Annotated in this window: 18 protein-coding genes and 1 pseudogene; 6 read left to right on the forward strand and 13 right to left on the reverse strand. The window is 75.1% G+C overall.

Going from position 1 to position 22,348, the window contains the following annotated elements:
* Window positions 1-302: 302 nt before the first annotated feature.
* The 12 genes from AC24HA_RS15035 to AC24HA_RS15090 all read right to left on the reverse strand — a co-directional run bounded on the left by AC24HA_RS15035 (window position 303) and on the right by AC24HA_RS15090 (window position 13,688).
* On the reverse strand, window positions 303-1,196 hold the full coding sequence (locus AC24HA_RS15035; protein ID WP_425707788.1) for a Rossmann-like and DUF2520 domain-containing protein: 894 nt from the start codon (window positions 1,194-1,196) through the stop codon (window positions 303-305).
* Window positions 1,193-3,205, reverse strand: coding sequence for a PH domain-containing protein (locus AC24HA_RS15040; RefSeq protein ID WP_425707787.1), 2,013 nt, complete (start codon window positions 3,203-3,205; stop codon window positions 1,193-1,195). Before AC24HA_RS15040 ends, AC24HA_RS15035 begins: the two co-directional genes overlap by 4 nt.
* Window positions 3,202-3,855: a PH domain-containing protein gene (locus AC24HA_RS15045; protein ID WP_425707786.1), complete on the reverse strand. Its 654-nt coding sequence runs from the start codon at window positions 3,853-3,855 to the stop codon at window positions 3,202-3,204. The genes AC24HA_RS15040 and AC24HA_RS15045 overlap by 4 nt, the downstream gene beginning before the upstream one ends.
* A 204-nt stretch (window positions 3,856-4,059) precedes the next feature.
* Window positions 4,060-4,530 (reverse strand): DUF3180 domain-containing protein, encoded by a 471-nt coding sequence (locus tag AC24HA_RS15050; protein WP_425707785.1) that lies wholly within the window; start codon window positions 4,528-4,530, stop codon window positions 4,060-4,062.
* Window positions 4,527-5,429, reverse strand: coding sequence for a 2-amino-4-hydroxy-6-hydroxymethyldihydropteridine diphosphokinase (gene folK / locus AC24HA_RS15055; RefSeq protein ID WP_425707784.1), 903 nt, complete (start codon window positions 5,427-5,429; stop codon window positions 4,527-4,529). Before folK ends, AC24HA_RS15050 begins: the two co-directional genes overlap by 4 nt.
* A gap of 113 nt (window positions 5,430-5,542) precedes the next feature.
* Complete coding sequence (folP, locus tag AC24HA_RS15060; RefSeq protein ID WP_425707783.1) at window positions 5,543-6,430, reverse strand: dihydropteroate synthase; 888 nt, start codon at window positions 6,428-6,430, stop codon at window positions 5,543-5,545.
* A 5-nt stretch (window positions 6,431-6,435) separates the two neighbouring features.
* Window positions 6,436-7,032, reverse strand: a complete 597-nt coding sequence (gene folE, locus AC24HA_RS15065) for a GTP cyclohydrolase I FolE (protein ID WP_425707919.1) — start codon at window positions 7,030-7,032, stop codon at window positions 6,436-6,438.
* 98 nt (window positions 7,033-7,130) lie between these two features.
* Window positions 7,131-9,257, reverse strand: coding sequence for an ATP-dependent zinc metalloprotease FtsH (gene ftsH / locus AC24HA_RS15070; RefSeq protein ID WP_425707782.1), 2,127 nt, complete (start codon window positions 9,255-9,257; stop codon window positions 7,131-7,133).
* Window positions 9,258-9,452: 195 nt separating this feature from the next.
* On the reverse strand, window positions 9,453-10,007 hold the full coding sequence (gene hpt / locus AC24HA_RS15075; protein WP_425707781.1) for a hypoxanthine phosphoribosyltransferase: 555 nt from the start codon (window positions 10,005-10,007) through the stop codon (window positions 9,453-9,455).
* An 18-nt stretch (window positions 10,008-10,025) separates the two neighbouring features.
* Complete coding sequence (gene tilS / locus AC24HA_RS15080) at window positions 10,026-11,120, reverse strand: tRNA lysidine(34) synthetase TilS (protein WP_425707780.1); 1,095 nt, start codon at window positions 11,118-11,120, stop codon at window positions 10,026-10,028.
* Window positions 11,117-12,157, reverse strand: coding sequence for a zinc-dependent metalloprotease (locus AC24HA_RS15085; RefSeq protein ID WP_425707779.1), 1,041 nt, complete (start codon window positions 12,155-12,157; stop codon window positions 11,117-11,119). Before AC24HA_RS15085 ends, tilS begins: the two co-directional genes overlap by 4 nt.
* Before the next feature lie 130 nt (window positions 12,158-12,287).
* Window positions 12,288-13,688 carry a D-alanyl-D-alanine carboxypeptidase/D-alanyl-D-alanine-endopeptidase gene (locus AC24HA_RS15090; RefSeq protein ID WP_425707778.1) on the reverse strand — a complete coding sequence of 467 codons (1,401 nt, stop codon included), beginning with the start codon at window positions 13,686-13,688 and terminating at the stop codon, window positions 12,288-12,290.
* Between the two features lie 166 nt (window positions 13,689-13,854).
* Here AC24HA_RS15090 and AC24HA_RS15095 point away from each other — a divergent pair.
* The 6 genes and pseudogenes from AC24HA_RS15095 to AC24HA_RS15120 form a co-directional block, all read left to right on the forward strand.
* A pseudogene (locus AC24HA_RS15095) lies at window positions 13,855-14,343 on the forward strand (inorganic diphosphatase); the annotation flags it as partial.
* 269 nt (window positions 14,344-14,612) lie between these two features.
* Window positions 14,613-15,938 carry a bifunctional o-acetylhomoserine/o-acetylserine sulfhydrylase gene (locus AC24HA_RS15100; RefSeq protein ID WP_425707777.1) on the forward strand — a complete coding sequence of 442 codons (1,326 nt, stop codon included), beginning with the start codon at window positions 14,613-14,615 and terminating at the stop codon, window positions 15,936-15,938.
* A gap of 1 nt (window position 15,939) precedes the next feature.
* On the forward strand, window positions 15,940-17,124 hold the full coding sequence (gene metX, locus AC24HA_RS15105; RefSeq protein ID WP_463647983.1) for a homoserine O-acetyltransferase MetX: 1,185 nt from the start codon (window positions 15,940-15,942) through the stop codon (window positions 17,122-17,124).
* A 64-nt stretch (window positions 17,125-17,188) separates the two neighbouring features.
* Window positions 17,189-18,430, forward strand: coding sequence for an alpha/beta hydrolase (locus AC24HA_RS15110; RefSeq protein ID WP_425707775.1), 1,242 nt, complete (start codon window positions 17,189-17,191; stop codon window positions 18,428-18,430).
* 60 nt (window positions 18,431-18,490) lie between these two features.
* On the forward strand, window positions 18,491-18,778 hold the full coding sequence (locus AC24HA_RS15115) for a type II toxin-antitoxin system Phd/YefM family antitoxin (protein ID WP_425707774.1): 288 nt from the start codon (window positions 18,491-18,493) through the stop codon (window positions 18,776-18,778).
* Window positions 18,779-18,780: 2 nt separating this feature from the next.
* Window positions 18,781-19,215, forward strand: coding sequence for a type II toxin-antitoxin system VapC family toxin (locus tag AC24HA_RS15120; RefSeq protein ID WP_425707773.1), 435 nt, complete (start codon window positions 18,781-18,783; stop codon window positions 19,213-19,215).
* 4 nt (window positions 19,216-19,219) lie between these two features.
* On the opposite strand, the gene AC24HA_RS15125 is transcribed toward AC24HA_RS15120, so the two are convergent.
* Window positions 19,220-22,339, reverse strand: coding sequence for an FAD-binding and (Fe-S)-binding domain-containing protein (locus tag AC24HA_RS15125; RefSeq protein WP_425707772.1), 3,120 nt, complete (start codon window positions 22,337-22,339; stop codon window positions 19,220-19,222).
* Window positions 22,340-22,348 lie beyond the last annotated feature (9 nt).

A 22,348-nucleotide genomic window follows, 5' to 3' on the forward strand; every position in this document is an offset into this window, starting at 1 on the left:
CTACCCCTTCGCCGCCCCTTCGCAACTGCTTAGCCACCCCTCGCCAGCGCTCTGCCACCGCCCCTTCGCCGTTCTGCCGCCCCCTTGGGCGTTCTGCAGCCACCCCTTCGCCGAGGCAATCAGGTAGCGCTCGAGTCAATCGCCCGGGGGAACTGACTCGAGCGTTACCCCACTGACTCGGCGCACGGGTGCCGGGCGGGCGGACTGCCGCCGCACCTATCCCACTGACTCGGCGCACGGGTGCCGGGGGGAAGGCGTCGAGGACCGCGGCGGCGGCACACGTGGGCCGTGCGGGACGCTCGTCAGCCGGGCGGGAGGGCGTCGAGCACCGCCGCCGCGGCGTCCGGGTCCAGGCGGCCGGTGCGCACCGCACGGGCGGCGGTGGTCCGTGCCAGATGCCCGTAGGTGGCGAGCAGGTCGGTCTGGGAGGGCTGGTCGAGCTCGCCCAGGGCGGTCGTGTGGGCGCGGACGGTCTCGGCATCACCCCGGGCCACGGGGCCGGTGAGCGCGCTCTCGCCGCCGGAGAGGGCATTGCTCAGCGCCGCCTCGAGGAGCGGTCGGAGGTACTGGCCCGGGTCCGGCACGCCGGCCTGCTCGAGCATCCGCGCCGACTGGGTCACGAGGGTGACGAGGTGGTTCGCGCCGTGCGCGAGGCCCGCGTGGTACAGCGCACGGTCGGCGGCCGCGACGACGACCGGCTCGCCTCCGAGATCGACCGCCACCGCCTGTGCCAGCGGGAGGAGTGCAGGCGCCGCGGTGATCGCCATCGGGCAGCCCGGGAGCCGCCCGAGATCGAGCGAGGTGCCGGTGAAGGTCATCGCCGGGTGGACGGCGAGGGCGAGCGCGCCGCGCGCGGAGGCGGGCTCGAGCACGTCGGTCCCGTGCCGGCCGCACACGTGGACGACCACCTGGCCCGCACCGACGGCACCCGAGTCGGCGAGCTCCCCGACGAGGCCGGGAAGCACGTCGTCGGGGACCGCCAGGAGGAGGAGCTGGGCGTCTGCCGCGACCGCGGCCGCCGGGCGCACCGGCACGTCCTTGAGGAGGACGGACGCCCGCTCGCGGCTCGCCTCGCTGCGTGCGGCGACGCCGACGACGCGGTGCCCGGCGGCGCCGAGCGCCGCACCCAGCACCGAGCCCGCCCGGCCGGCTGAGACGACCCCGACGTCGAGCCTTCCCGGTCGCGCGTCGGTCACGAGGCCGGGCCCGCCGGCGGGGCGGCCGGACCGGCCGGCGGGGCCGTCGGTCCCGCCGGAGGCGCCTTCGGTCCCGCCGGAGGCGCCGCCGGTCCGACAGGTGGCCCCGCCGGGCCGGCCGGAGGAGCGGCCGCTCCCTGCTGGCCGTCCGTGCCGTGGGACGGTGACCAGCTGCCACCGTCCGGGCCGCGGCGGTGGGTGGGCTCGGACGCACCGGGATGCCTCGACCCCTCGGGCGCGGTGACGGACTGCGGCACCGGCCCGCCGTGCGCGGACGGATCGGACGCAGACAGGTCGGACGCGGGCGGGACGTGCTCCGGGAAGCCCGGGCCCGTGACGCCCTGCGGCCCGGCCGCGCCGGGCGGCTGCGCGCTCGACGGTGCGCCGTCGTCGGGGCGGTCCTTGACGTCCGGCAGGACGGCGACCCGGCGGGCCCACTCCTCGGGCCCCTCCCGGTGCCGCGCCTCGCGTGCGCGCTCCGCCTGGTGGCGCAGGAGGGCGAGTGCGTCCTGCTCGTCGAGGTGCTGGACGGCCGGCTGGCCGGGGCCGGACACGGTGTGCATGTGGAGGTTCGCGAGGCGCAGCCGGCGCTCCCACGGGCCCTGGGTGATGCCGACGGACTGGGTACGGCCGTGCGGGACCACCTCGAGCTGCCGCGTGAGCCACCCGGTTCGCAGGAGGATGGCCTCCCGCGTGACGAGGACGGCCTGCCGGCGCCACGCCTTCGGGTCGAGCCACCGGGCGCGGCGCGGGGAGGTGAGGAAGCCGGCGGTGTCGCCGGAGCCGTCGAGCCCGGCGTCGAGGACGGCCGGCAGGTCGTCGGCACCGAGGTCGGGCACGACCAACCACATCGCGGTGAGGGCCTCGGAACGGGTACCCACGGGCATGAGCGTGCTGGACGAGCTGGCGAAGCTGCCCTCGGTGACGCCGTACCCGGCGATGTAGCCCTCGACCCGCCACCAGCCGCGCCACCGCCACAGCAGCGGCTGTCGGAGGCGCACCGCCTGCACCCGCCGCGGCGGGATGGTCTGCGAGGTGGTCTCGAGCAGGCCGCGGCGCACGCGGACTCCGTCCGGCGAGGTCGCCGAGGTGAAGCTGAAGGCTCCGCTGAACCGGGACCACACGAATCCGCCGACGCTGACGACGCCCGGGAGGAAGCCGGCGAGCGCGGCGAACGGCGCGCGTGACGCCAGCACGACGATCACTCCGACGAGCATGAGCGCAATGACGACGAAGCCCCCGGAGAGCACGGTGGAGGCGACGAGGCGCGAGTTGTCGACCTCGAACACCACGCGCTCCGGCGCCTCCCGGTAGCCCGTGCGCGCGGCCGTCAGGGAGGCGCCGGCAGAGCTGTCCGACCCGCCCGGCGCCCCGCTGCCCGACGCACCGGTGCCACCGTCCGAACGGTCTGCCGCCTGCCGGAGCGCCTGCTCGGCGTCCTGCCCGGATGCGGCGGCCTCGGCGACGATGCGCACCTCGTCGAGGTCGACGCCGGCCGCGCGGGCGAGGACCTCCGCGCGCAGGGCGGTGGCGTCCGCGAGCCGGAGGAACGCGATGGTCACGTTGGAGTCCGCGGCGCCGGCCGTCTCGACCTTGACCCGCGCCAGTCCGAACATCCGGCCGAGCAGCGGCTGCTGCAGGTCGACCGCCTGCACACGGGCCAGCGCCGCCCGTCGCTGCTGGCGGAAGAGGATGCCCTGGTTGAGCTCGACCCCGTCGCCGTCGACCCGGTAGCGCATCTTGCGCCAGGACAGCGAGGAGTAGATGCCGACGACCACCACCACGACGACGACACCGATGCCCAGCCACATCAGGACGGTGCCCAGGTGGTCCATCACCCAGGTCCAGCCGCCGGTCCCGGCCAGCTCCTGACCCACCTGGAAGACGAGGACGGCGATGATGGCCGCGAGAACCTGCCAGACGAGCAGGACCGGAGTGACGGGATGGACCCGCCGCCAGCCGTCGCCGGCGTCGACGGGGAGGTCGGTCTGCTCGGGTGCCTCGCTCACAGGCCGGCCAGCCGTGCCTCGCCGCGCGACGTCAGGGACTCGCGCAGGCGTGCCGCCTCGTCCGCGGGCAGGCCCGGGATCTTCGCATCGGTCTGGGCGGACGCCGTGCTCAGCTTGACCGACGCGATGCCGAAGCGGCGGTCGAGCGGGCCGGCCTCGACGTCGATCTGCTGCATGCGGCCGTAGGGCACGACCACGAGCGAGCGCCACAGCAGCCCCTTGCGGAACAGCAGGTCCTCGTCCATCTCGCAGTAGCCCATCGCGCGGACCTGCCGCGGGACGAGGAGCAGGGTCCACACCAGTGCGGCGACATGGAGCCCCGTGGCGAGCCACCAGCCCCAGCCGCCGAGCCAGATGGCGAACACCGTGCCGGCCACGACGAACGGGCCGATCCACAGGACGGCGGAGATCATGCGGACCTTCGCGAGGTTCTGGTCGACGGGGAGGAACGGCACGCCCGGCGGGGCGAACGGTGACGGGCGCTCGGCTCCGTGCGGTGCCACCGGGGCCGTGCCCTCGTGGCCCGCCGCAGAGAACGGGGCACCCTGCTCGCCGCCGGGCGGTGCGAACGGGGACGGTCGACCACCGTCGGGCCCGCCCGCCCCTGCCCCGGTCTGCTCCGGGTGGGGTTCGGGCCACTGCTGGGACATGCCTGCTCCGATCGCGCTCGCCGCTCGAGGACGTGTGCGCCCCCGCGCGGGCATCATGTCAAAGCCCGCCGCGGGACGCGGTCCACCGCCGGGCGGACGCGGTGCACGGGGGTCCACCCGCCGACGGACCCTGGGGCGCGCGACCGTCCGTGGATCACCCTCCGGGGGCGCTTCGGCCGGGGCCGACGGTCCGGTCGCGTCCGGCTACGCCGGCTCGGGCCCGGAGGCCGCGGACCGGACGTCGGCGTCGTCCTCGGGCGGGATCGAGCACCAGTGCTCGACCACGAGGCCGACGACGACGAGCACCACCGCAGCCACGCCCGACGCGATCGACTCCCACAGGTGCTCCGTGGCGAACGCCGCGTGCCGATGGACGACCGCCACGATCGCCTGGGCGCCGAACCAGCCCGTGACCAGCGCCCCGCCCCAGGCCGAGGCCTGCGCGAGCGCGGCGACGCGCGCGGCACCGATCGGCGTCATCGTCGTCCGCTCCCCCTCGACGAGGCGCCTGACACCGCGACCGGCGAACCAGAGCGCGACGGCGAGTCCCAGGAGGATCACCGCGGTCAGCCAGGAGACCTCGACGTAGACGTCGGCGATGCCGAGCAGCGCCCACGACGCCGTCCCCGCGAGGATCGCGGCGCCCACGAGCCACGCGACCGACGTGCGCCTCACGGCGTCCACCCCTCGACGTCGCGCACGCCGTCCCGGTCCAGGGCGCGCTCCGCGAGGTCGGCCACGCGGCCCGCCCCCGGCAGCTCGGCGCCCGGGTCGACGAGCGACCAGGGCACCAGGACGAACGCCCGGTCCGCCGCGCGCGGGTGCGGCAGCGTGAGTGCCGGGTCGTCGCTCACGAGGTCCCCGACGGCGATGACGTCGACGTCCAGCGTGCGTGGCGCCCAGCGCTCGGTGCGCACGCGCCCGGCCGCCTCCTCGCACCACCGCGCGAGGGCGAGGACGCCCGCCGGGGAGAGCGTCGTCGTCGCCAGGACGACGGCGTTGACGTAGTCCGGCTGCGGCTCCTGCCCGGGAGCGAGCGCGGCCGCGCTGGAGACGAGGGGGGAGACGGCGGTGACGTGGAGGCCACCCGCGTGGGCGAGCGAGTCGGCGGCGCGCCGCAGCTGGTCGGCGGGCGTCGCCAGGTCCCCGGGTTGGTTGGCGCCGAGCGCGAGGACGACGGTCGTCGGTGCTGCGGGCACGGCGTGCAGGGCCCGATCCGCGACGTCGTCGACGGCGCCGCGCTCCCGACGGATGGTGAGCGTGACGTCGTCGACCTCGACGCCGACCGGCGCCTCCGGCTTGTGGATCGTCACCTCGACGGCGGCGGCACCGAGGTCGAGGACGGCCCGCGCGATGCGCTCGGCCAGAGTCTCGAGGAGGTCGACGGGCTCCCCGCCGAGGATGGCCCGTGCGGTGCGCGCGACCTCGCCGTAGGACAGGGTGTCGGCGACGTCGTCGCTCGCGGCCGCGGCGGCCGTCGGGATCTCGAAGGTGACGTCCGCGCCGAAGTGCTGGCCGTCGGCGCGTTCGTGCGCGTAGACGCCGTGGTGGGCGCGGGCACGCAGGCCCGTCACGCTGATCCGCGCGGGCCCCGGCACCGCCGGCCCGGGCACCGCCGGCCCGGGCCCCGTCGGTCCGGGAACACCTGGTCCGGGAGCCGCGGGCCCGCGCACACCTGGTCCGGGGGTCATCGGGGACGGTCCCGGTCGTACGGGGCGAGCTCGGCGGCGACGGCGACGGCGTCGGCGGACGGCCGGACGTCGTGCACGCGCACGGCCCACACGCCGCGCGCGGCCAGCAGGGCGGTCGTCGCTGCGGTGACGGCGTCGCGGTCGGTGGCGTCGCCGGAGCGGTCGGCCCCGTCCGCGACGGCGCGGGCGAGGAAACGCTTGCGGCTCGTGCCGACCAGCAGCGGGTGGCCGAGCGCGGCGAGCTCCTCGAGCCGGGCGAGCACCTCCCAGGACTGGGCTGCCGTCTTGGCGAAGCCGAGACCCGGGTCGAGCACGATCCGTGCGGCCGGAACCCCGGCGGCGAGGGCCGCCTCGCGCCGCTGGGCGAGCTCGGCGACGACGTCGGGCACGAGGTCGTCGTAGGCGGTCAGCTCCGTCATCGTGCCCGCCTCGCCGCGGCGGTGCTGGAGGACGACGACGGCGTCGGCCCGGGCGGCCACGTCGAGGATCCGCGGGTCGTGGACCCCGGCGGAGACGTCGTTGACGATCCGGGCGCCGGCGTCGAGGGCGGCCTGCGCGGTGGCCGAGTGGAGGGTGTCGACGCTGACGAGCACGCCGTGCGCGGCGAGGTCCCGGATCACGGGCTCGACCCGGCGGATCTCCTCGTCCGGGTCGACGGGCGTGGCACCGGGGCGGGTGGACTCTCCCCCGACGTCGACGAGGTCCGCGCCGCGGTCCACCATGGCGATCCCGTGCTCGACGGCGCGCCGCGGGTCGAGGTACGCGCCGCCGTCGGAGAAGGAGTCGGGCGTGACGTTGAGGACGCCCATGACCAGGGTGCGGCCGGACGGGACGGCGGCGGGCAGTCCGGCGGGTGCGCCGCGGTCGAGGTCGCCGGTGCGCACGGCGGCTACGAGCGGGCGCGCAGGAGGCTCATCGCCTCCGCGCGGGTCGCGGGGTTGCGCATCATGCCGCGCACGGCGGAGGTGACGGTGCGGGTGCCGGTGGCCCGGGCGCCGCGCATCGACATGCACATGTGCTCGGCCTCGACGACGACGAGCGCGCCGCGGGCGCCGAGCCGCTCGACGAGGGCGTCGGCGATCTGGCTGGTCAGGTGCTCCTGGACCTGCGGGCGGCGGGCGTAACCCTCGACCATGCGGGCCACCTTGGACAGTCCGGTGACGCGCCCGTCCTCTCCGGGGATGTAGCCGACGTGCGCCTTGCCGTGGAAGGGCAGGAGGTGGTGCTCGCACATCGAGTACAGCGGCACGTCGGCGACGATGACCATCTCCTGGTGGCCGAGGTCGAAGACGGCCTCGAGGTGGTCGGCCGGGTCCTCGCCCAGGCCGGCGAAGAGCTCGCCGAACGACCGCGCCACGCGGGCCGGGGTCTCCCGCAGCCCGTCGCGGTCGGGGTCCTCCCCCACCGCGACGAGCAGCGCGCGGACGGCCTGCTCGGCGGCGTCGACGTCGACCGGGCGGGAGCGCGGCGGACCGTCCTCGGGCACCGGCGTACGGCGGGTGCCGGCGGCGTCGACCGGGCGGGTGCCGGCGGCGTCCGGACCGTCCGCCCCCGGAGCCGGCGCACCGCGCTCGTCCGGACCGGTCACGGCCGTGCCTCGGGCGCGGGCCCGCCGTGAGCGGACCCGTCCGGTGCGCCGCCGTCGTGGCCGGGATCCCCCGAGCCGAAGTCCGGGGAGGACGGCGGCGGCTGGGTGCCGAACAGGTCGCTCGTGTCCTCCGGCCGGAACCGCTCGTCGCCGGCCTGGGGCGGCTCGGCGGCGCGGCGGGCCTGCTCGTCGCGCGTGAGGACGGGGCGGCGCGCGAGGTCGGGCCGGTTGGCCGACGCGTACCAGAGCTCGCGCGGCTCGCGCTTGACCACCGGGGCGAAGATGCGGCGCAGGTCCGCCTCGTTGAGGGTCTCGCGGTCCATGAGCTCGACCACGAGGTCGTCGAGGACGTCGCGGTACTCGGAGAGGATCTCCCAGGCCTCCTGATGGGCGTCCATCATGAGCGCGCGCACCTCCTCGTCGACGACCCGGGCCACGTCGTCGGAGTACTCGCGCGAGCCACCCATGTCCCGGCCGAGGAAAGGCTCGCTGCTGCCCTCGCTCAGCTTGACCGGGCCGATCCGGGCCGACATGCCGAGCTCGGTGACCATCTGCTTGGCGGTCTTCGTCGCCTTCTCGATGTCGTTGCCCGCGCCCGTGGTCGGCTCGTGGAAGACGACCTCCTCGGCCACGCGGCCACCGAGCGCGTACACCAGCTGGTCGACGAGCTGGTTGCGCGAGCTCGAGTACCGGTCCTCGGTGGGCATGACCATCGTGTAGCCGAGCGCCTGGCCGCGGGGCAGGATCGTCACCTTCGTCACCGGGTCGGTGTAGCGCAGCGCGGCGGCCGTCAGCGCGTGACCGCCCTCGTGGTAGGCGGTGACCTTCTTGTCCTTGTCGTTCATCACCCGCGTGCGGCGCTGCGGGCCGGCGATCACCCGGTCGATGGCTTCGTCGAGCGCCCGGTTGTCGATGAGCTGCGCGCCGGATCGGGCGGTGAGCAGCGCCGACTCGTTGAGGACGTTCGCAAGGTCCGCACCCGAGAAGCCCGGGGTGCGGCGGGCGACGCCCTCGAGGTCGACGTCCGGCGTCATGGGCTTGCCCTTGGCGTGGACGCGCAGGATCTGGTGGCGGCCGGCCAGGTCGGGGGCCGCCACGGAGATCTGGCGGTCGAACCGGCCGGGCCGCAGCAGCGCGGGGTCGAGCACGTCGGGGCGGTTGGTGGCGGCGATGAGGATGACGTTCGTCGTCGAGTCGAACCCGTCCATCTCGACGAGGAGCTGGTTGAGGGTCTGCTCGCGCTCGTCGTGACCGCCGCCCATGCCGGCGCCGCGTTGGCGACCGACCGCGTCGATCTCGTCGACGAAGATGATCGCCGGGGTGTTCTGCTTGGCCTGCTCGAACAGGTTGCGCACGCGGGAGGCGCCGACGCCGACGAACATCTCGACGAACTCCGAGCCGGAGATCGAGTAGAAGGAGCCGCCCGCCTCGCCGGCGACGGCCCGGGCGAGGAGGGTCTTGCCGGTGCCGGGCGGGCCGTACAGGAGCACGCCCTTGGGGATCTTCGCGCCCACCGCCTGGAACTTGCTCGGCTCCTGGAGGAACTCCCGGATCTCCTGGAGCTCCTCGACCGCCTCGTCCACGCCCGCGACGTCGGCGAACGTCACGTCGGGGGTCTCCTTGTTGACCTTCTTCGCCGTCGACTTCCCGAAGCCCATGACCCCGCCGCCCTGCGAGCGGGACATCAGCCACCAGAACAGCCCGAGGATGAGGATCATCGGGAGCATGAGGCCGAGCAGCGACAGGAACGCGTTGCCCTGCGGCACCTCGACGTCGTAGCCCTGCACCGGGTCGGAGTCCTCGAGGAGGTCGGTGACCTGCCCGCCCTGGGCGTCGGCGTAGGCGAACTCGACCTGCGTGCCGTAGTTCTCGTTGTTGTCCGAGCCCTCGTCGCCGTTCGGTGCGACGAGGTCCTCGGTGAGCGTGAGCTCGACCCGCTGGGTGGTGTCGTTGACCCGGGCCTGCTCGACCGTGTCGCCGCGCAGGGTCTCCATGCCCAGCGAGGTGTCGATCGGCGAGACGCGACCGCCGCCGAAGAAGGGCACGAGGACGACGACGACCAGCAGGGCCCCGATCACCCACGGCCAGGGACTCCGCGCGATCTTCTTCCAGGATGTCTTCATGCCAGCCTCAGCCGCTCCGTCCGGTCGGCGCCCGCCCCGGGCGACCAGTCGAGGTTAACCGAGGGCGACACGCCGATGGTCCGGCGCCCGGTGCCGCTCCGCGCACGGCGAACGGTTCGGCGGTCGGTGCGCGGCGCGGGCGAGCGCGGGGGTGCGGGCGGTCGTGGTGCCGCGTCGGCGGGAGCGCCCCGTGCGTCAGCGCGAGTAGACGTGCTCCGCGAGGCGGCCGACGAAGGGCAGGTTCCGGTAGCGCTCCGCGTAGTCGAGCCCGTACCCGACGACGAACGCCGCCGGGATGTCGAAGCCCACGTATCGCACGTCGACGTCGACCTTCGCGGCCTCGGGCTTGCGCAGCAGCGTGGCGATCTCGACGGACGCGGCGCCGCGGGAGCGGAGGTTGCCCTGGAGCCACGACAGGGTGAGCCCGGAGTCGATGATGTCCTCGACGATGAGCACGTCGCGTCCCGTGAGGTCGGAGTCGAGGTCCTTGAGGATCCGCACGACGCCGGAGGACTTCGTCCCCGACCCGTACGAGGACACGGCCATCCAGTCCATCTCCAGCGGGGTGTGCAGCTCGCGCGAGAGGTCCGCCATCACCATGACCGCGCCGCGCAGGACGCCCACGAGCAGCACGTTGCGGCCCTGGTAGTCGCGGTCGATCTCGGCCGCCATCTCCGTCAGTCGCGTCGCGATCTGCTCCTCGGAGACGATCACCTCGGCGAGGTCCTCGCCCATGTCCGCTGCGTCCACGTCGCTCCTTCGTCTCCGTCAGTCCGCCTGGTGCTCGCTCCGCGAGAGCATCAGCCTGCCACACGCGCGGCGGGCGACGACGCCCCCGGGCAGCATCGTGGGGCCCTGCCCGTCGTAGTCGGTGACGAGGGCGTCGAGCGCGGCGAGGTGGGCGGCCTTGACGTCGCCCGGTCGCCAGCCGGCGCGCTCCCCAGCCGCCCGCAGCGCCCGGCTGCGCACGGCGGGGTGGGCGGCCGCGAGCGTGGCCACGTCGAGGACGAGCACGGGTGCATGGGCGTGTGGCGGGGCGCCGGCGTTGTCGGTCGGCGCGGCGTCGGCGCGGGCGTGCAGCGCGGCGTCGAGGAGTGCCTCGGCGTCGGCGGTCAGTGCGTCGTCGTCGCGCCGGGCCTGCTCGGCGGTGCGGGCGAGTGCGGGAACGGGGTCGACGCCGAGGGCGTCCGCGAGCGCCGGGAGCGCGCGGTCGCGGACGGCGGCGCGACGCAGGGCCGAGCCGTCGGCGGCGCGCCAGGGCCCGTCGGCGGCGTTCGTCGGGTCGTGGAGGGGCACGAGACCGAGCTCGTCGCACACACCCACGGTCTGGGTGCGTCGTAGCTGGAGGAACGGGCGGCGGACCCCGTCCTCGGCGGCCCGCATGCCGGCGATCGACCGGGCGCCGGACCCGCGGGCGAGGCCGAGCAGGACCGTCTCGGCCTGGTCGTCCATCGTGTGCCCGGTGAGGATGACGACCGGCGGGTCGTCGGCGTGGGCGCGCAGTGCCGCCCACCTCGCGTCCCGGGCGCGAGCCTCCGGCCCGCCGGGCCCGGCATCGGCGTCGACCCGCACCGAGGTAGCGGGCAGGCCGATCGTGTCGAGGCGAGCGACGACGTCGCGGGCCTCGCTCGCCGATCCCTCGCGCAGTCCGTGATCCACGACCAGCGCGCGCGCGAGCCAGCCGGCCGCAGGCGCGAGGTGGGCCACCGTGACGGCGAGCGCGAGCGAGTCCGGCCCGCCCGAGCAGGCGACGAGCACGTGGGCGCCCGGGGGAAGGTCCGCGAGCGACTCGCGCACGGCCCGGCGCGCCGCGAGCGTCGCGGGCCCGGAGACCTTCGGGTGTCGGGGTGCCGGACGGGTCATGCGTGGACGCGGGTCACCCACGCCGGCGGGTCGAGGATCTCCTCGGGGGTCGGCAGACGGTCCGGTGCGGCCCAGACCGCGTTGAGCCCGTCGTGGCCGACGCGCTCGACGACCTGGTGGACGAACGACGCGCCGTTGCGGTACTGGGCGGTCTTCGCCCGCATCCCGAGCAGGGTGCGCAGGAGGAGGTCGACGGGGCCGGTGCCGTCGCGGCGCCGCTCGAAGGCACGGCGGATGCGGCGCACGCTCGGCAGGACGGCGGGCCCGACGGCGTCCATGACGACGTCGGCGTGCCCCTCGAGCAGGCTCATCACCGCGACGACCCGGCCGAGGGACTCGCGCTCCGCCGGCGTGAGCAGGGCGTCGACGAGCGGGCCGGCGACCTCCAGCGTGGGCGCCTCCGCCTCGTCCCGGTCGCGCAGGGCGCGTACCAGTGCGCCGAGCATGCCACCGAGGTCGCGGTCCTCGTCCTCGGCGAGCGCCGGGCCGACGGTGCCCCGGATCATCTCCGTGAGGTGGTCGGCGAGCCAGGGGGCGGCCGCGAACTGCACGGCGTGCGTCTGCTCGTGCAGCGCCACCCAGCGGCGGAAGTCGCGAGCGTCGAGGTCGAGCTCGCGCTCGAGCTTGAGCACGTTGGGGGCGACGAGCAGCAGGTGCGGAGCGGCCGGGCCGAACGGGTCGAACTGGCCGAGCACCTTGGTCGAGAGGTAGGCGAGCAGGGCACCGGCCTCCTCGCCGGCGAGCCGGGCACCGATGCGCCCGGCCGGGGGCAGGAGCCCGGTCGAGACGTGGCCGAGGAGTTCCGCGTTCACACGCGCCCAGCCCGGCCGGTCGACCACGCTGACGCGCTGGGCGGAGACCTGCCGGGCGGCGTCGCGCAGGCCGGTGAGTCGTCCCACGTGCTGCGGGGCCGCGGTCGCGGCCTCGCGCAGACCGGTGACCAGGGCGGTCAGCTCCTCGGGCGTGCCGCGCGGACCCGGGGGCGCGAGCCGGGCGGCGCGTCGGGCGGCGAGCCGGAGGTCGACGGGATCGGTCACGCGACCCACGGTAGCCGCGCGGCGCCCGCCGACGCCGCCAGGGACGCCCCGGGGTGGCCGGGCACGGGGCGGGGCGGGCGGCTCAGCGCGTCCGGGCACGCGGCGAGATCGGTATCCGGCAGCCCGGACGCTAGGAGCAGCCGCAGGCGGCGAGCTCGGCGACGAACGTGTCCATCGACTGGCGCGCGGCCCACGCCCCGCCCTCGTCGAAGGAGTGCAGGACGACGGAGAAGGTGAGCAGCCGCTCGTCGGCGGTGAGCACGGTACCGGTGAGCGAGACGGAGCGGACGAGCGTGCCCGTCTTGGCCTGCACCCGGCCGGCGGCCTCACCGGCGAGACGGTCGGAGAGCGTGCCGTCGAGCCCGGAGGTCGGCAGGGACGGCGGGAGCCCGGCGAGGTCGGCGGCCGAGGGGTCGAGCCCGAGGGCGACCAGGTCGGTCAGCGCCGTCACGGTCGTGGAGTCCGTGATCGACAGGCCGGCGCCGTCGATCATCACGGTGCCGGTCGTGTCGACCCCGAGGGCACCGACGGCGTCGACGACGGCCTGGCCGCCCGAGCTCGCGTCGCCGGGCAGGCCGGCGGCGAGGGCCACCATCCGCGAGAGCACGTCGGCGATGGCGTTGTCGGAGTCCTGGAGCATCGTGCGGACGATCTGGTCGACCGGCGCGGACTCGGTCGTCGCGATCGCGGTGGCGTCGTCGGGGGCCGTCGCCCGCCCCTCGACGCTCGCCGTCACCCCACGCTCGGTCAGCGCGTCGGCGAGCGTCTCGAGGGCCCCCATCGCGGGGTCGGCCGTGTAGGCACCGTCGACGGCCCCGGTGTTCACGGCGACCGTCGTCGCGGCCATGGTGAAGGTCCGGTCCCACCCGGTGACGTCGTCGGCGTAGGGCTCGCCGGTGAACTGCGAGTCGTCGACGGCGAGGCGCACCTCGGTGGTGCCGGCCTGCTCCAGCTCGGCCGACACCTGGTCGGCGAGGTCGGCGATCCCGGCGTGGCCGCGGGTCGCCGTCGGGTCGCCCTCGCCCTCGGCGAGCAGGACGTCGCCGCCGCCGACGAGGACCAGCAGGCCGTCGCCGGCGGGGACGACGCTCGTGGTGAACCGGGTCTGCGGGCCCAGCACGCTCAGCGCGGCCGCGCCGGTGAGGATCTTCGCGGAGGACGCCGTCTGCAGGGCGGCGGTCGGGTCGCGCTCCACGAGCACCTCGCCGTCGGCGGAGTCGACGACGCGTACGGCCACGTCCCCCGGCCGGTCGGGGTCGTCCACGAGCCGCTCGACGACGCCCGAGACCCCCTCGGCGGTCGGCGCCGGCGCGGCGGGGTCGAGGACCTCGACGGCGGCCGCCGCGGGGCGCGCACCCGGCAGCGCCACCCCCGGGTAGGGCTCGGCCGCGGGCGGGGCGGGCTCGTCGGTGAGGAGCCCCGGGACCGCGCCCTTGACGTCGAGGAGCACGTAGACGGCGAGCAGCACCACGGCGAGGCTGCCCGCGACCCAGACGACGGTGCTGCGTGCCGTGCTGCCGATTCGTGCCATGCCGTCCGTCCGCCGCCGTGCCCGTCGATAGGTGCCGTCCCCCGGCACGTCGGCGCACCGGGGGCGCCGCGTACGCCACACTAGGCGGTGCCAGGGTCCTCCGAGCGGGGGCCGACCGTGGATCTTCGCCGCCCCGTGCGGCCCGACACCCGAGGAAGTGCTTGCTGTGGAGTTCGACGTCACCATCGAGATCCCCAAGGGGAACCGCAACAAGTACGAGGTGGACCACGAGACCGGCCGCATCCGGCTCGACCGCATGCTGTTCACCTCGACCCGCTACCCGGACGACTACGGGTTCATCGAGGGCACGCTCGGCGAGGACGGCGATCCGCTGGACGTGCTCGTCCTGCTGGAGGAGCCGACGTTCCCCGGGTGCCTGATCCGCGCCCGCGCCCTGGGCATGTTCCGCATGCGGGACGAGGCCGGCGGCGACGACAAGGTCATCGCCGTCCCCGCCAGCGACCAGCGGCAGTCGTGGCGCACGGAGATCGAGGACGTCTCGGAGTTCCACCGCCTGGAGATCCAGCACTTCTTCGAGGTCTACAAGGACCTCGAGCCCGGCAAGTCCGTGGAGGGTGCCCACTGGGTGGGGCGCGAGGACACGGAGAAGGAGATCCGCGCGTCCTACCAGCGCGCGATCGAGACCGGCTACTACGAGCACGGCGGCGCCGGCCACCACCGCCACGGCGGTTCCTCGAGCCAGCCCGGTCCCGGCGGCGAACCGGACCTCGACGGCGACCGCGGCCACGCCAGCCCGATCGGCCCCGGCGACGCCCGCTCGATCCCCGTCGAGCCGCAGGACTGAGGGCGTCCACCTCCTGAGACGGCGCCGTGGCTCCCGTGCGCGGGGCTGCGGCGCCGTCGTACGTTCGACCCCGTACCGGACCCCCGCGAACGCACGCCACGCCACTCCCGAGGAGCGACATGACCGACACGCCGACCCCCGCCCAGGGCTTCACCACGCGGCAGATCCACGCCGGCCAGGTGCCCGACCCGGCGACCGGCGCCCGCGCGCTGCCCATCTACCAGACGACCTCGTTCGTCTTCGACTCGGCGGACCACGCGGCGGCACGGTTCGCGCTCGCCGACCCGGGGCCGATCTACACGCGCATCACGAACCCCACGCAGGAGGTCGTCGAGAACCGGATCGCGGACCTCGAGGGCGGCGTCGCCGGCCTGCTCCTCGCGTCCGGGCAGGCGGCCGAGACCCTCGCGATCCTCTCGATCGCCGAGGCGGGCGACCACCTGGTCGCCTCCCCGTCGCTGTACGGCGGGACCTACAACCTCCTGCGGCACACGCTGCCCAAGTTCGGCGTGACCACGACCTTCGTCGAGGACCCCGACGACGCCGAGTCCTGGCGGGCCGCCACCCAGGAGAACACCAAGCTGTTCTTCGGCGAGTCGATCCCCAACCCCAAGGGCGACGTCCTCGACATCGAGGCCGTCGCGGCCGTCGCGCACGACATCGGCGTGCCGCTCATCGTCGACAACACCATCGCCACGCCCTACCTGCTGCGGCCGATCGAGCACGGCGCGGACATCGTCGTGCACTCCGCGACCAAGTACCTCGGCGGCCACGGGACGACCGTCGCCGGCGCCATCGTCGACGGCGGCACGTTCGACTGGTCGCGATACCCCGAGCGCTTCCCCGGGTTCAACAGCCCCGACCCCTCCTACAACGGCCTGGTGTTCGCCGACCTCGGTGCGCCGGCCCTCGCGCTCAAGGCGCGCACCCAGCTCCTGCGCGACACCGGTCCCGCGGTCTCGCCGTTCAACGCGTTCCTCATCGGCCAGGGCATCGAGACCCTCTCCCTGCGCGTCGAGCGCCACGTGGAGAACACGCGGAAGGTGGCGGAGTTCCTCGAGGCGCGGGCCGACGTCGCGCGCGTGGCCTGGGCGGGGCTGCCGAGCTCGCCGTGGTACGAGCGCGCCCAGAAGTACACGCCCAAGGGCCCGGGCGCGGTGCTCGCGTTCGAGCTCGCGAGCGGCGGCAAGGAGGCCGGCATCGCGTTCGTCGACGCGCTGAAGCTGCACTCCAACGTCGCCAACATCGGCGACGTACGCTCGCTCGTCATCCACCCGGCGTCGACCACGCACTCCCAGCTGACCGACGACGAGCTCGCCGCCGCCGGGGCCTCGCCGACGCTCGTGCGCCTCGCCGTGGGCCTGGAGGACATCGACGACATCATCGCCGACCTCGAGCTCGGCTTCGCGGCGGCCGCGACGGTCGCCGGCACGGAAGGCGCCTGACGTGGCGGGCGCCGGCCGCCGTCCCGGTCGCAGCTCCGTGCCGCGCACGCTCCCCGTCTCCGGCGGGTGGCTGGCCGGCCAGGACCTGGGTGACCGCAGGCAGACGCCGATCGGGGCCCTGCGCCTCGAGGTCGGCGGCCGGCTCCCGCACGCGACGATGGCCTACGAGACGTTCGGCGAGCTGAACGAGGACCGGTCCAACGCCGTCCTCGTGCTCCACGCCCTCACCGGCGACACGCACGTCACCTCGACGCACCCGGGCGACGACCCGGCCGGCCCCGGCTGGTGGTCCGAGATCGTCGGCCCTGGCCTGGCGATCGACACCGACCGCTACTTCGTGCTCGTCCCCAACGTCCTGGGCGGCTGTCAGGGCTCGACCGGACCGTCGTCGACGTCCCCGAACGGGATGCCGTGGGGCGCCCGCTTCCCCATCCTCACCGTCCGTGACCAGGTCGCCGCGGAGCTGCGGCTCGCCGACGCCCTGGGCATCAGCTCGTTCGCGCTCGTGGTCGGCGGCTCGGTCGGCGGGCAGCGCGCGATCGAGTGGGCGGTGACGGCCCCGGACCGCGTGGAGCGGGTGGCCGTGGTGGCGTCCAACGCGCGCACGTCCGCCGACCAGATCGCCTGGGCGCACAGCCAGATCGGCGCGATCGAGCTCGACCCGGGCTGGCGCGGCGGCGACTACTACGACGCGCCCGACGGCGAGGGGCCCGCCCGCGGCCTCGGCCTGGCCCGCCAGATCGCCCACACGACCTACCGCTCGGCGTTCGAGCTGGACGAGCGGTTCGGACGCCTCCCGCAGGGCGCGGAGGAGCCGCTCGACGGCGGACGGTTCGCCGTCCAGTCCTACCTCGACCACCACGCGGGCAAGCTCGCCGCGCGGTTCGACGCCGGCAGCTACGTGGCCCTGAGCCGGACGATGCTCACCCACGACATCGGGCGTGACCGCGGCGGCGTCGCCGAGGCGCTGGCCGGCGTGACGTCGCGGACCCTCGCCGTCGCCGTGAGCTCCGACCGTCTGTTCGACCCGGCCGACGCGCGGCGGATCGCGGACGGGGTGGCTGGGCCGTCCGACTACGTCGAGATCGACTCGCCCTACGGGCACGACGGCTTCCTCGTGGAGTCCGCGCAGGTGGGGGCGGCGCTCTCGCGATTCCTGTCCGACCGGGTCGACTCCTTCCACTGAGCCGACCGGGCGGAGCGGCCGCCCCGGGGCGCGCCGCCCCGTGTGCCGGTGCCACCATGGGCGGGTGGACTTCTTCCGACTCGGACGCGACCCGTCCGGCAGCCGCGCGTCGGAGGACCCGGACCGGGCCGACACCCACTCGACCGCCAACACGGCCGTCGAGGAGGACGCCGCCCCCGACGCCTCGGGCCGCAAGGTCCGCACCGGGGTCGGTCCCGCCGCCCGCAGCTACCTGCTCGAGGCCGACCTGCCGCCGCTCGACGACCCGTCCCCGCCCGGCGAGTGGGTCCCCGACCTGCTCGGGGCCGGCTTCCACGCCCGCACCCTCCCCCTGCCCGCCGACGAGGAGGGGCAGGTCGTCGCGACGCTCGTCGCCTACCGCCCGGCCGAGGACCCGGACGCGCTGCCCGGCACACCCGCCACCGCGACCTGGGCGATGCTCTACCTGCACGGCTGGAACGACTACGTCCACAATGTCGGGCTCGCCCGCCGCGTCGCTGCGCTCGGCGGGGCCTTCTACGGGCTCGACCTGCGCAAGTACGGGCGCAGCCTGCGCCCCCACCAGTCCCGCGGGTACGTGGACTCGCTCTCCGTCTACGACGACGACCTCCACGCCGCCCGGGACGTCATCTTCGACGAGCTCGGCCTGGGCACGGACCTCGTGCTCGGTGGCCACTCGACGGGCGGGCTGACCGCCGCCCTGTGGGCGCACCGGCACCCTGGCGCGCTCCGGGGGCTCGTCCTCAACTCGCCGTTCATCAGCGCGGGTATGCCGGGGTTCGTCGGCGCGGCGACGACCCCCGTGATCGAGCGCATCGCCCGCACGTCACCGAAGACTGTCGTCCGCGTCAGTCCCGTCGACCTCTACCAGCGCACGCTCGACGGGGTGGCCGAGGGGGACGACGAGGTGGTGCCGTCGGACGAGGCCGAGGACCGCTTCTGGACCGGGTGGAAGCCGGACCGACGATGGCGCATGGCTCCGGCCGGGCCCGTGCGCTTCGGGTGGCTCGCGGCTATCCTCACCGGGCAGCGGCAGGTCGCCGGCGGCCTCGACATCTCGTGCCCGGTCCTCGTCCTCACCTCTGCCCGGTCCGCGCAGGCCGTCAGGTGGTCTCCCGACCTGCGCTTCGTCGACACCGTGCTCGACGTGGCCGCGATCCGCTCGGCGGCGCTGCGCCTCGGGCCGCACGTCACGCTCGCGGCGTTCGACGGTGCGATCCACGACGTCATGCTCTCCGCGCCGAAGGTGCGCAGGAACGTCTACGACGAGCTGGGTCGCTGGGTGCGGGCCTACGTGCTGCGCTGAGGCGTCGGACGGCGGCAGCGCCACTGCGTACGTTTCTGTACACTCATGTACATTCTCCACATGGAGACGATCAGCGCCAGCGCTGCCCGGCAGACCCTGCCCGCTCAGCTCGATCGTGTCGCAGCGGGCGAGGAGATCGCCATCACCCGACACGGGCACGTCGTCGCGGTACTCGTGAGCCCCGAGGCGATCCGAGCCCGCAGGGCACCTGAGGCGTGGGACCAGGCGGACCAGATCGGCGAACTGCTCGACCTGGCCAAGGACGCACCACTGCAGCCGCCCGCGGTCAGCCGCTCGAGGGCGGAGGAGCTGGTCGACTCGATCCGTGCCGACCGGACCGCGCGCTGACCGTGCTGAGCGCCTTCGACGCGGACGTGCTGATCTACGCGGCCACCGAGGGCCATGCTCTCGGCGCACGAGTCGCCCACCTGTTCGCGGATGCCGGCGCTGCTCCGACCGGCGTCGGGTCGCTGCTCCTGCTGCCTGAGGTCCTGTCCAAGCCGATGCGCACCGATCCGCGGTCCGCCGAGTGCGCGTCACTGATCAGCCTTCTCAGCCGGCTCCAGCTACTTCCCGTCGACGCTCCGGTGGCACGGCTCTCGGTGGCGCTGGCGGCTCGCCACGGACTGCGCGCCGCCGATGCCACCCACCTGGCGACCGCCGTGGCAGCAGGGGCGGACCGCTTCCTCACCAACAACCGTAAGGACTTCCCGACGACGATCTCGGAGATCGACATCGTCTACCCCGACGACCTCCCGGCACCGGCGAGCCCCGTCCAGCGCTGACGGCTCATCCTCTGACTCCCCGCCCGAGCAGGAGCTCGGCGAGGTGCACTCCCCCGCGGCCGGCGAGCTGGTCGGCCTGGGTGCGGCACGAGAAGCCGTCGGCGAGGAAGGTCGCACCGGGGTGGTCGCGCAGCGCGGGCAGCAGCGCGTTCTCCGCGACGGCGGCGCTGACCTCGGCGTGCCCCTTCTCCATCCCGAAGTTCCCGGCCAGGCCGCAGCAGCCGGCGAGGGTGGTCACGCTGGCACCGGTCGACGCCAGGAGCGCGCGGTCGGTGTCCCAGCCCATGACGGAGTGGTGGTGGCAGTGGGGCTGAGCGACGACCTCGACGCCCGTGAGGTCGGGCGCGCTCCACCGGTCCCCGGGCCCGAGCGGGGCCGGCGACCCGAGCAGCTCGGCGAGCGTGTGGGTCCCGTCGGCCAGCATGCGGGCGCGCGGGTCCTCGGGCAGGAGCTCGGGCATGTCGTCGCGCAGCGCGGCCGTGCACGACGGCTCGACACCGACCACCGGGATGCCGTTGGCCGCGAAGGGCGCCAGGACGTCGAGGAGGTTGCGCATGCGGGCGCGGGCGCCGTCGAGCTGCCCGGTCGAGATCCAGGTCAGGCCGCAGCACACCGCCTGGTCGGGCAGGACCACGGTGTAGCCGGCGGTCTCGAGCAGCTCGGCGACGGCCTTGGCGCCGTCGCCGTCGAGCGTCTCGGAGAAGGTGTCGGCGAACAGCACGACGTACCGCGGCGCGTCCTTGCCCCGCGTTCGTCGAGCGTGCGGTTCGTCGGCCTCGAGCGTGCGGTTCGGCCAGCCGTGCGGGGCGTCGGTGGGCAGGGACACGCCCGCGGAGGCCCCCGCGCCGATGTCCGCGGTCTCCTCCCCCGTCCCGACGACGTCAGCCGGCGCCCCGGGGCCCGCACCCCGATCGCCGTGCCCGCCTCCGGCGAGCGCCGCGGTCGCCGCCGCCCGCACGGCGGCGCGACCGCCGGAGCGCTTCCGCCACCACGTCGACAGCCGCTGCGTGGCGAAGCCCGGCATGGCGCGGGTGGTGTCGACGCCGGCGACCGCGAACGCGAGCCGGCGCAGCGCCCCGACGCTCAGCACTGCGTTGGTCAGGCGCGCGAGGCCGGGGACCGCGGTGACCAGCCCCGCGAGCACCGGCAGCCGGCCGAGCGTGTAGTGCGTGCGCGGCCGGAGCTTGCCCCGGTACGCGCGGTGCAGCGTCTCGGACTTCAGCCGTGCCACGTCCATGCCGGCGGGGCAGTCCGCGGAGCACGCCTTGCAGGACAGGCACAGATCGAGCGAGTCGAGCAGCGCCGGGTCGTCCCAGCGCGCGACGAGCTCGCCGTTGGTGACCTCCTGCAGCACGCGCGCCCGGCCCCGGGTCACGTCCTTCTCGTCCTTGGTGGCGAGGTAGCTCGGGCACATGAACCCACCGGAGGCCGAGCTGTCCGCCCGGCACTTGCCCACGCCGGTGCACCGGTGCGCGGCCCGCGTGACGTCACCACCGTCCTCGCTGAACGCGAACCCGCCGCCGGGGGCGACCGGCAGGGGCTTCGCGGCCGGCCGGCGCAGGTGCGCGGCCACCGGGTCCGGGTCGACGAGCACCCCGGGGTTGAGCGACGATCTCGGGTCGAACAGGTTCTTGACCTGCCCGAACAGGCTCATGACCTCGGGCCCGTACATGCGGTCGAGGAGCTCGGAGCGCGCGCGCCCGTCGCCGTGCTCGCCGGACAGCGAACCGCCGTGTGCCACCGCGATGTCCGCCGCCTCGGCCACCGTCTCGCCGAACTCCCGCGCGCCGCGCTCCCCGTCGTCGAGGGGGAAGTCGACCCGCACGTGCACGCAACCGTCGCCGAAGTGCCCGTAGAGCAGGCCGTCCAGACCGCGGCGGTCGAGCATCCCCATGAAGTCGCGCAGGTAGGCGCCCAGGTTCTCGGGCGGGACCGCCGCGTCCTCCCAGCCGGGCCACGCCGGCATGCCCGCGGGGGTGCGCCCGCCCAGCCCCGCGCCGTCGGCCCGGATCCGCCACAGCGCGTCCGCCTCGGCGCCGGCCGGCACGACGACCGCCGCGTCGGTCCCGCCGACGGCGGCGAGCGCGCGCGCCCGGGCGAGGACGTCGGCCTCGGACTCGTGCTCCTCCGCACCGACCTCGACCATGAGCCAGCCCTGCCCGGCCGGCAGCTCGGGCACCGCGCCGGCCCCCTTGGCGCGCCGCACCACGTCGACGAGCCGCGCGTCGAGCCCCTCGACCGCGAGGGGATAGTGCTCGAGGAGCGCAGGAACGGCATCGGCGGCGGCGATCATGTCCGGGTAGCCCAGGACCACGAGGACCGGGCGCGTGGCCACGGGGACCAGGCGCACGGTGCCGCCGAGCATCGTCACCAGCGTGCCCTCGGAGCCGACGAGCATCTTCGCCAGGTCGCGCCCGTTCTCGGGCAGCAGGTGCTCGAGGGAGTAGCCGGACACCTGACGGCCGAACCGACCGAGCTCGGACCTGATCGGCGCAAGGCCACGCGTGACCAGCGCAGACAGTCCGTCGACCACGTCGAGCGCGTTCCGCCCGGCGCCCGCGGTGAACCGCCGACCGAGACCGTCGACGACGTCGAGCGAGTGGACGTTGTCGGCGGTACGCCCGTAGGCCAGCGCGTGCGGCCCGCACGCGTTGGTGCCGATCATGCCGCCGAGAGTGGCGCGGTTCTGGGTCGACGGGTCGGGCCCGAACCGCAGGCCGTGCGGGGCCGCCGCCCGCTGGAGGTCGGCCATGACGACCCCGGGCTCGACGACCGCGGTCCGTGCCTCCGGGTCGATCTCGCCGATCGCGGTGAGGTGCCTGGAGACGTCGAGGACGACCCCCGGGCCGACCGAGTTCCCGGCCGTCGAGGTGCCGCCGCCGCGCAGGGTGACGGGCGCGCCGGCGGTGCGCGCGACGTCGAGGGCGGCGAGCGTGTCCGCAACGTCGCGCGGGGTGACGACGACCTGGGGCACGACCCGGTAGTTCGACGCGTCGGTGGAGTACTCGGCGCGGCGACGCACCGAGTCGCTCACCTCGCCGTCGACGGCGGCGCGGAGCGCGGCGACGAGGTCCGCCGTGGCCGGGTACGCCGCGCCCAAGGTGCGGTCCGCCGTCGTCGTCATGTCCCCAGT

The organism is Georgenia sp. Z1491, assembly GCF_057652395.1.

Excerpts from the sequence above, each read along its gene's own strand:
- AC24HA_RS15045 (WP_425707786.1), bottom strand. The coding sequence starts at position 3,855 with ATGTCCCAGCAGTGGCCCGAACCCCACCCGGAGCAGACCGGGGCAGGG.
- ftsH (WP_425707782.1), bottom strand. The coding sequence starts at position 9,257 with ATGAAGACATCCTGGAAGAAGATCGCGCGGAGTCCCTGGCCGTGGGTG.
- tilS (WP_425707780.1), bottom strand. The coding sequence starts at position 11,120 with ATGACCCGTCCGGCACCCCGACACCCGAAGGTCTCCGGGCCCGCGACG.
- AC24HA_RS15090 (WP_425707778.1), bottom strand. The coding sequence starts at position 13,688 with ATGGCACGAATCGGCAGCACGGCACGCAGCACCGTCGTCTGGGTCGCG.
- AC24HA_RS15100 (WP_425707777.1), top strand. The coding sequence starts at position 14,613 with ATGACCGACACGCCGACCCCCGCCCAGGGCTTCACCACGCGGCAGATC.
- AC24HA_RS15115 (WP_425707774.1), top strand. The coding sequence starts at position 18,491 with ATGGAGACGATCAGCGCCAGCGCTGCCCGGCAGACCCTGCCCGCTCAG.
- AC24HA_RS15125 (WP_425707772.1), bottom strand. The coding sequence starts at position 22,339 with ATGACGACGACGGCGGACCGCACCTTGGGCGCGGCGTACCCGGCCACG.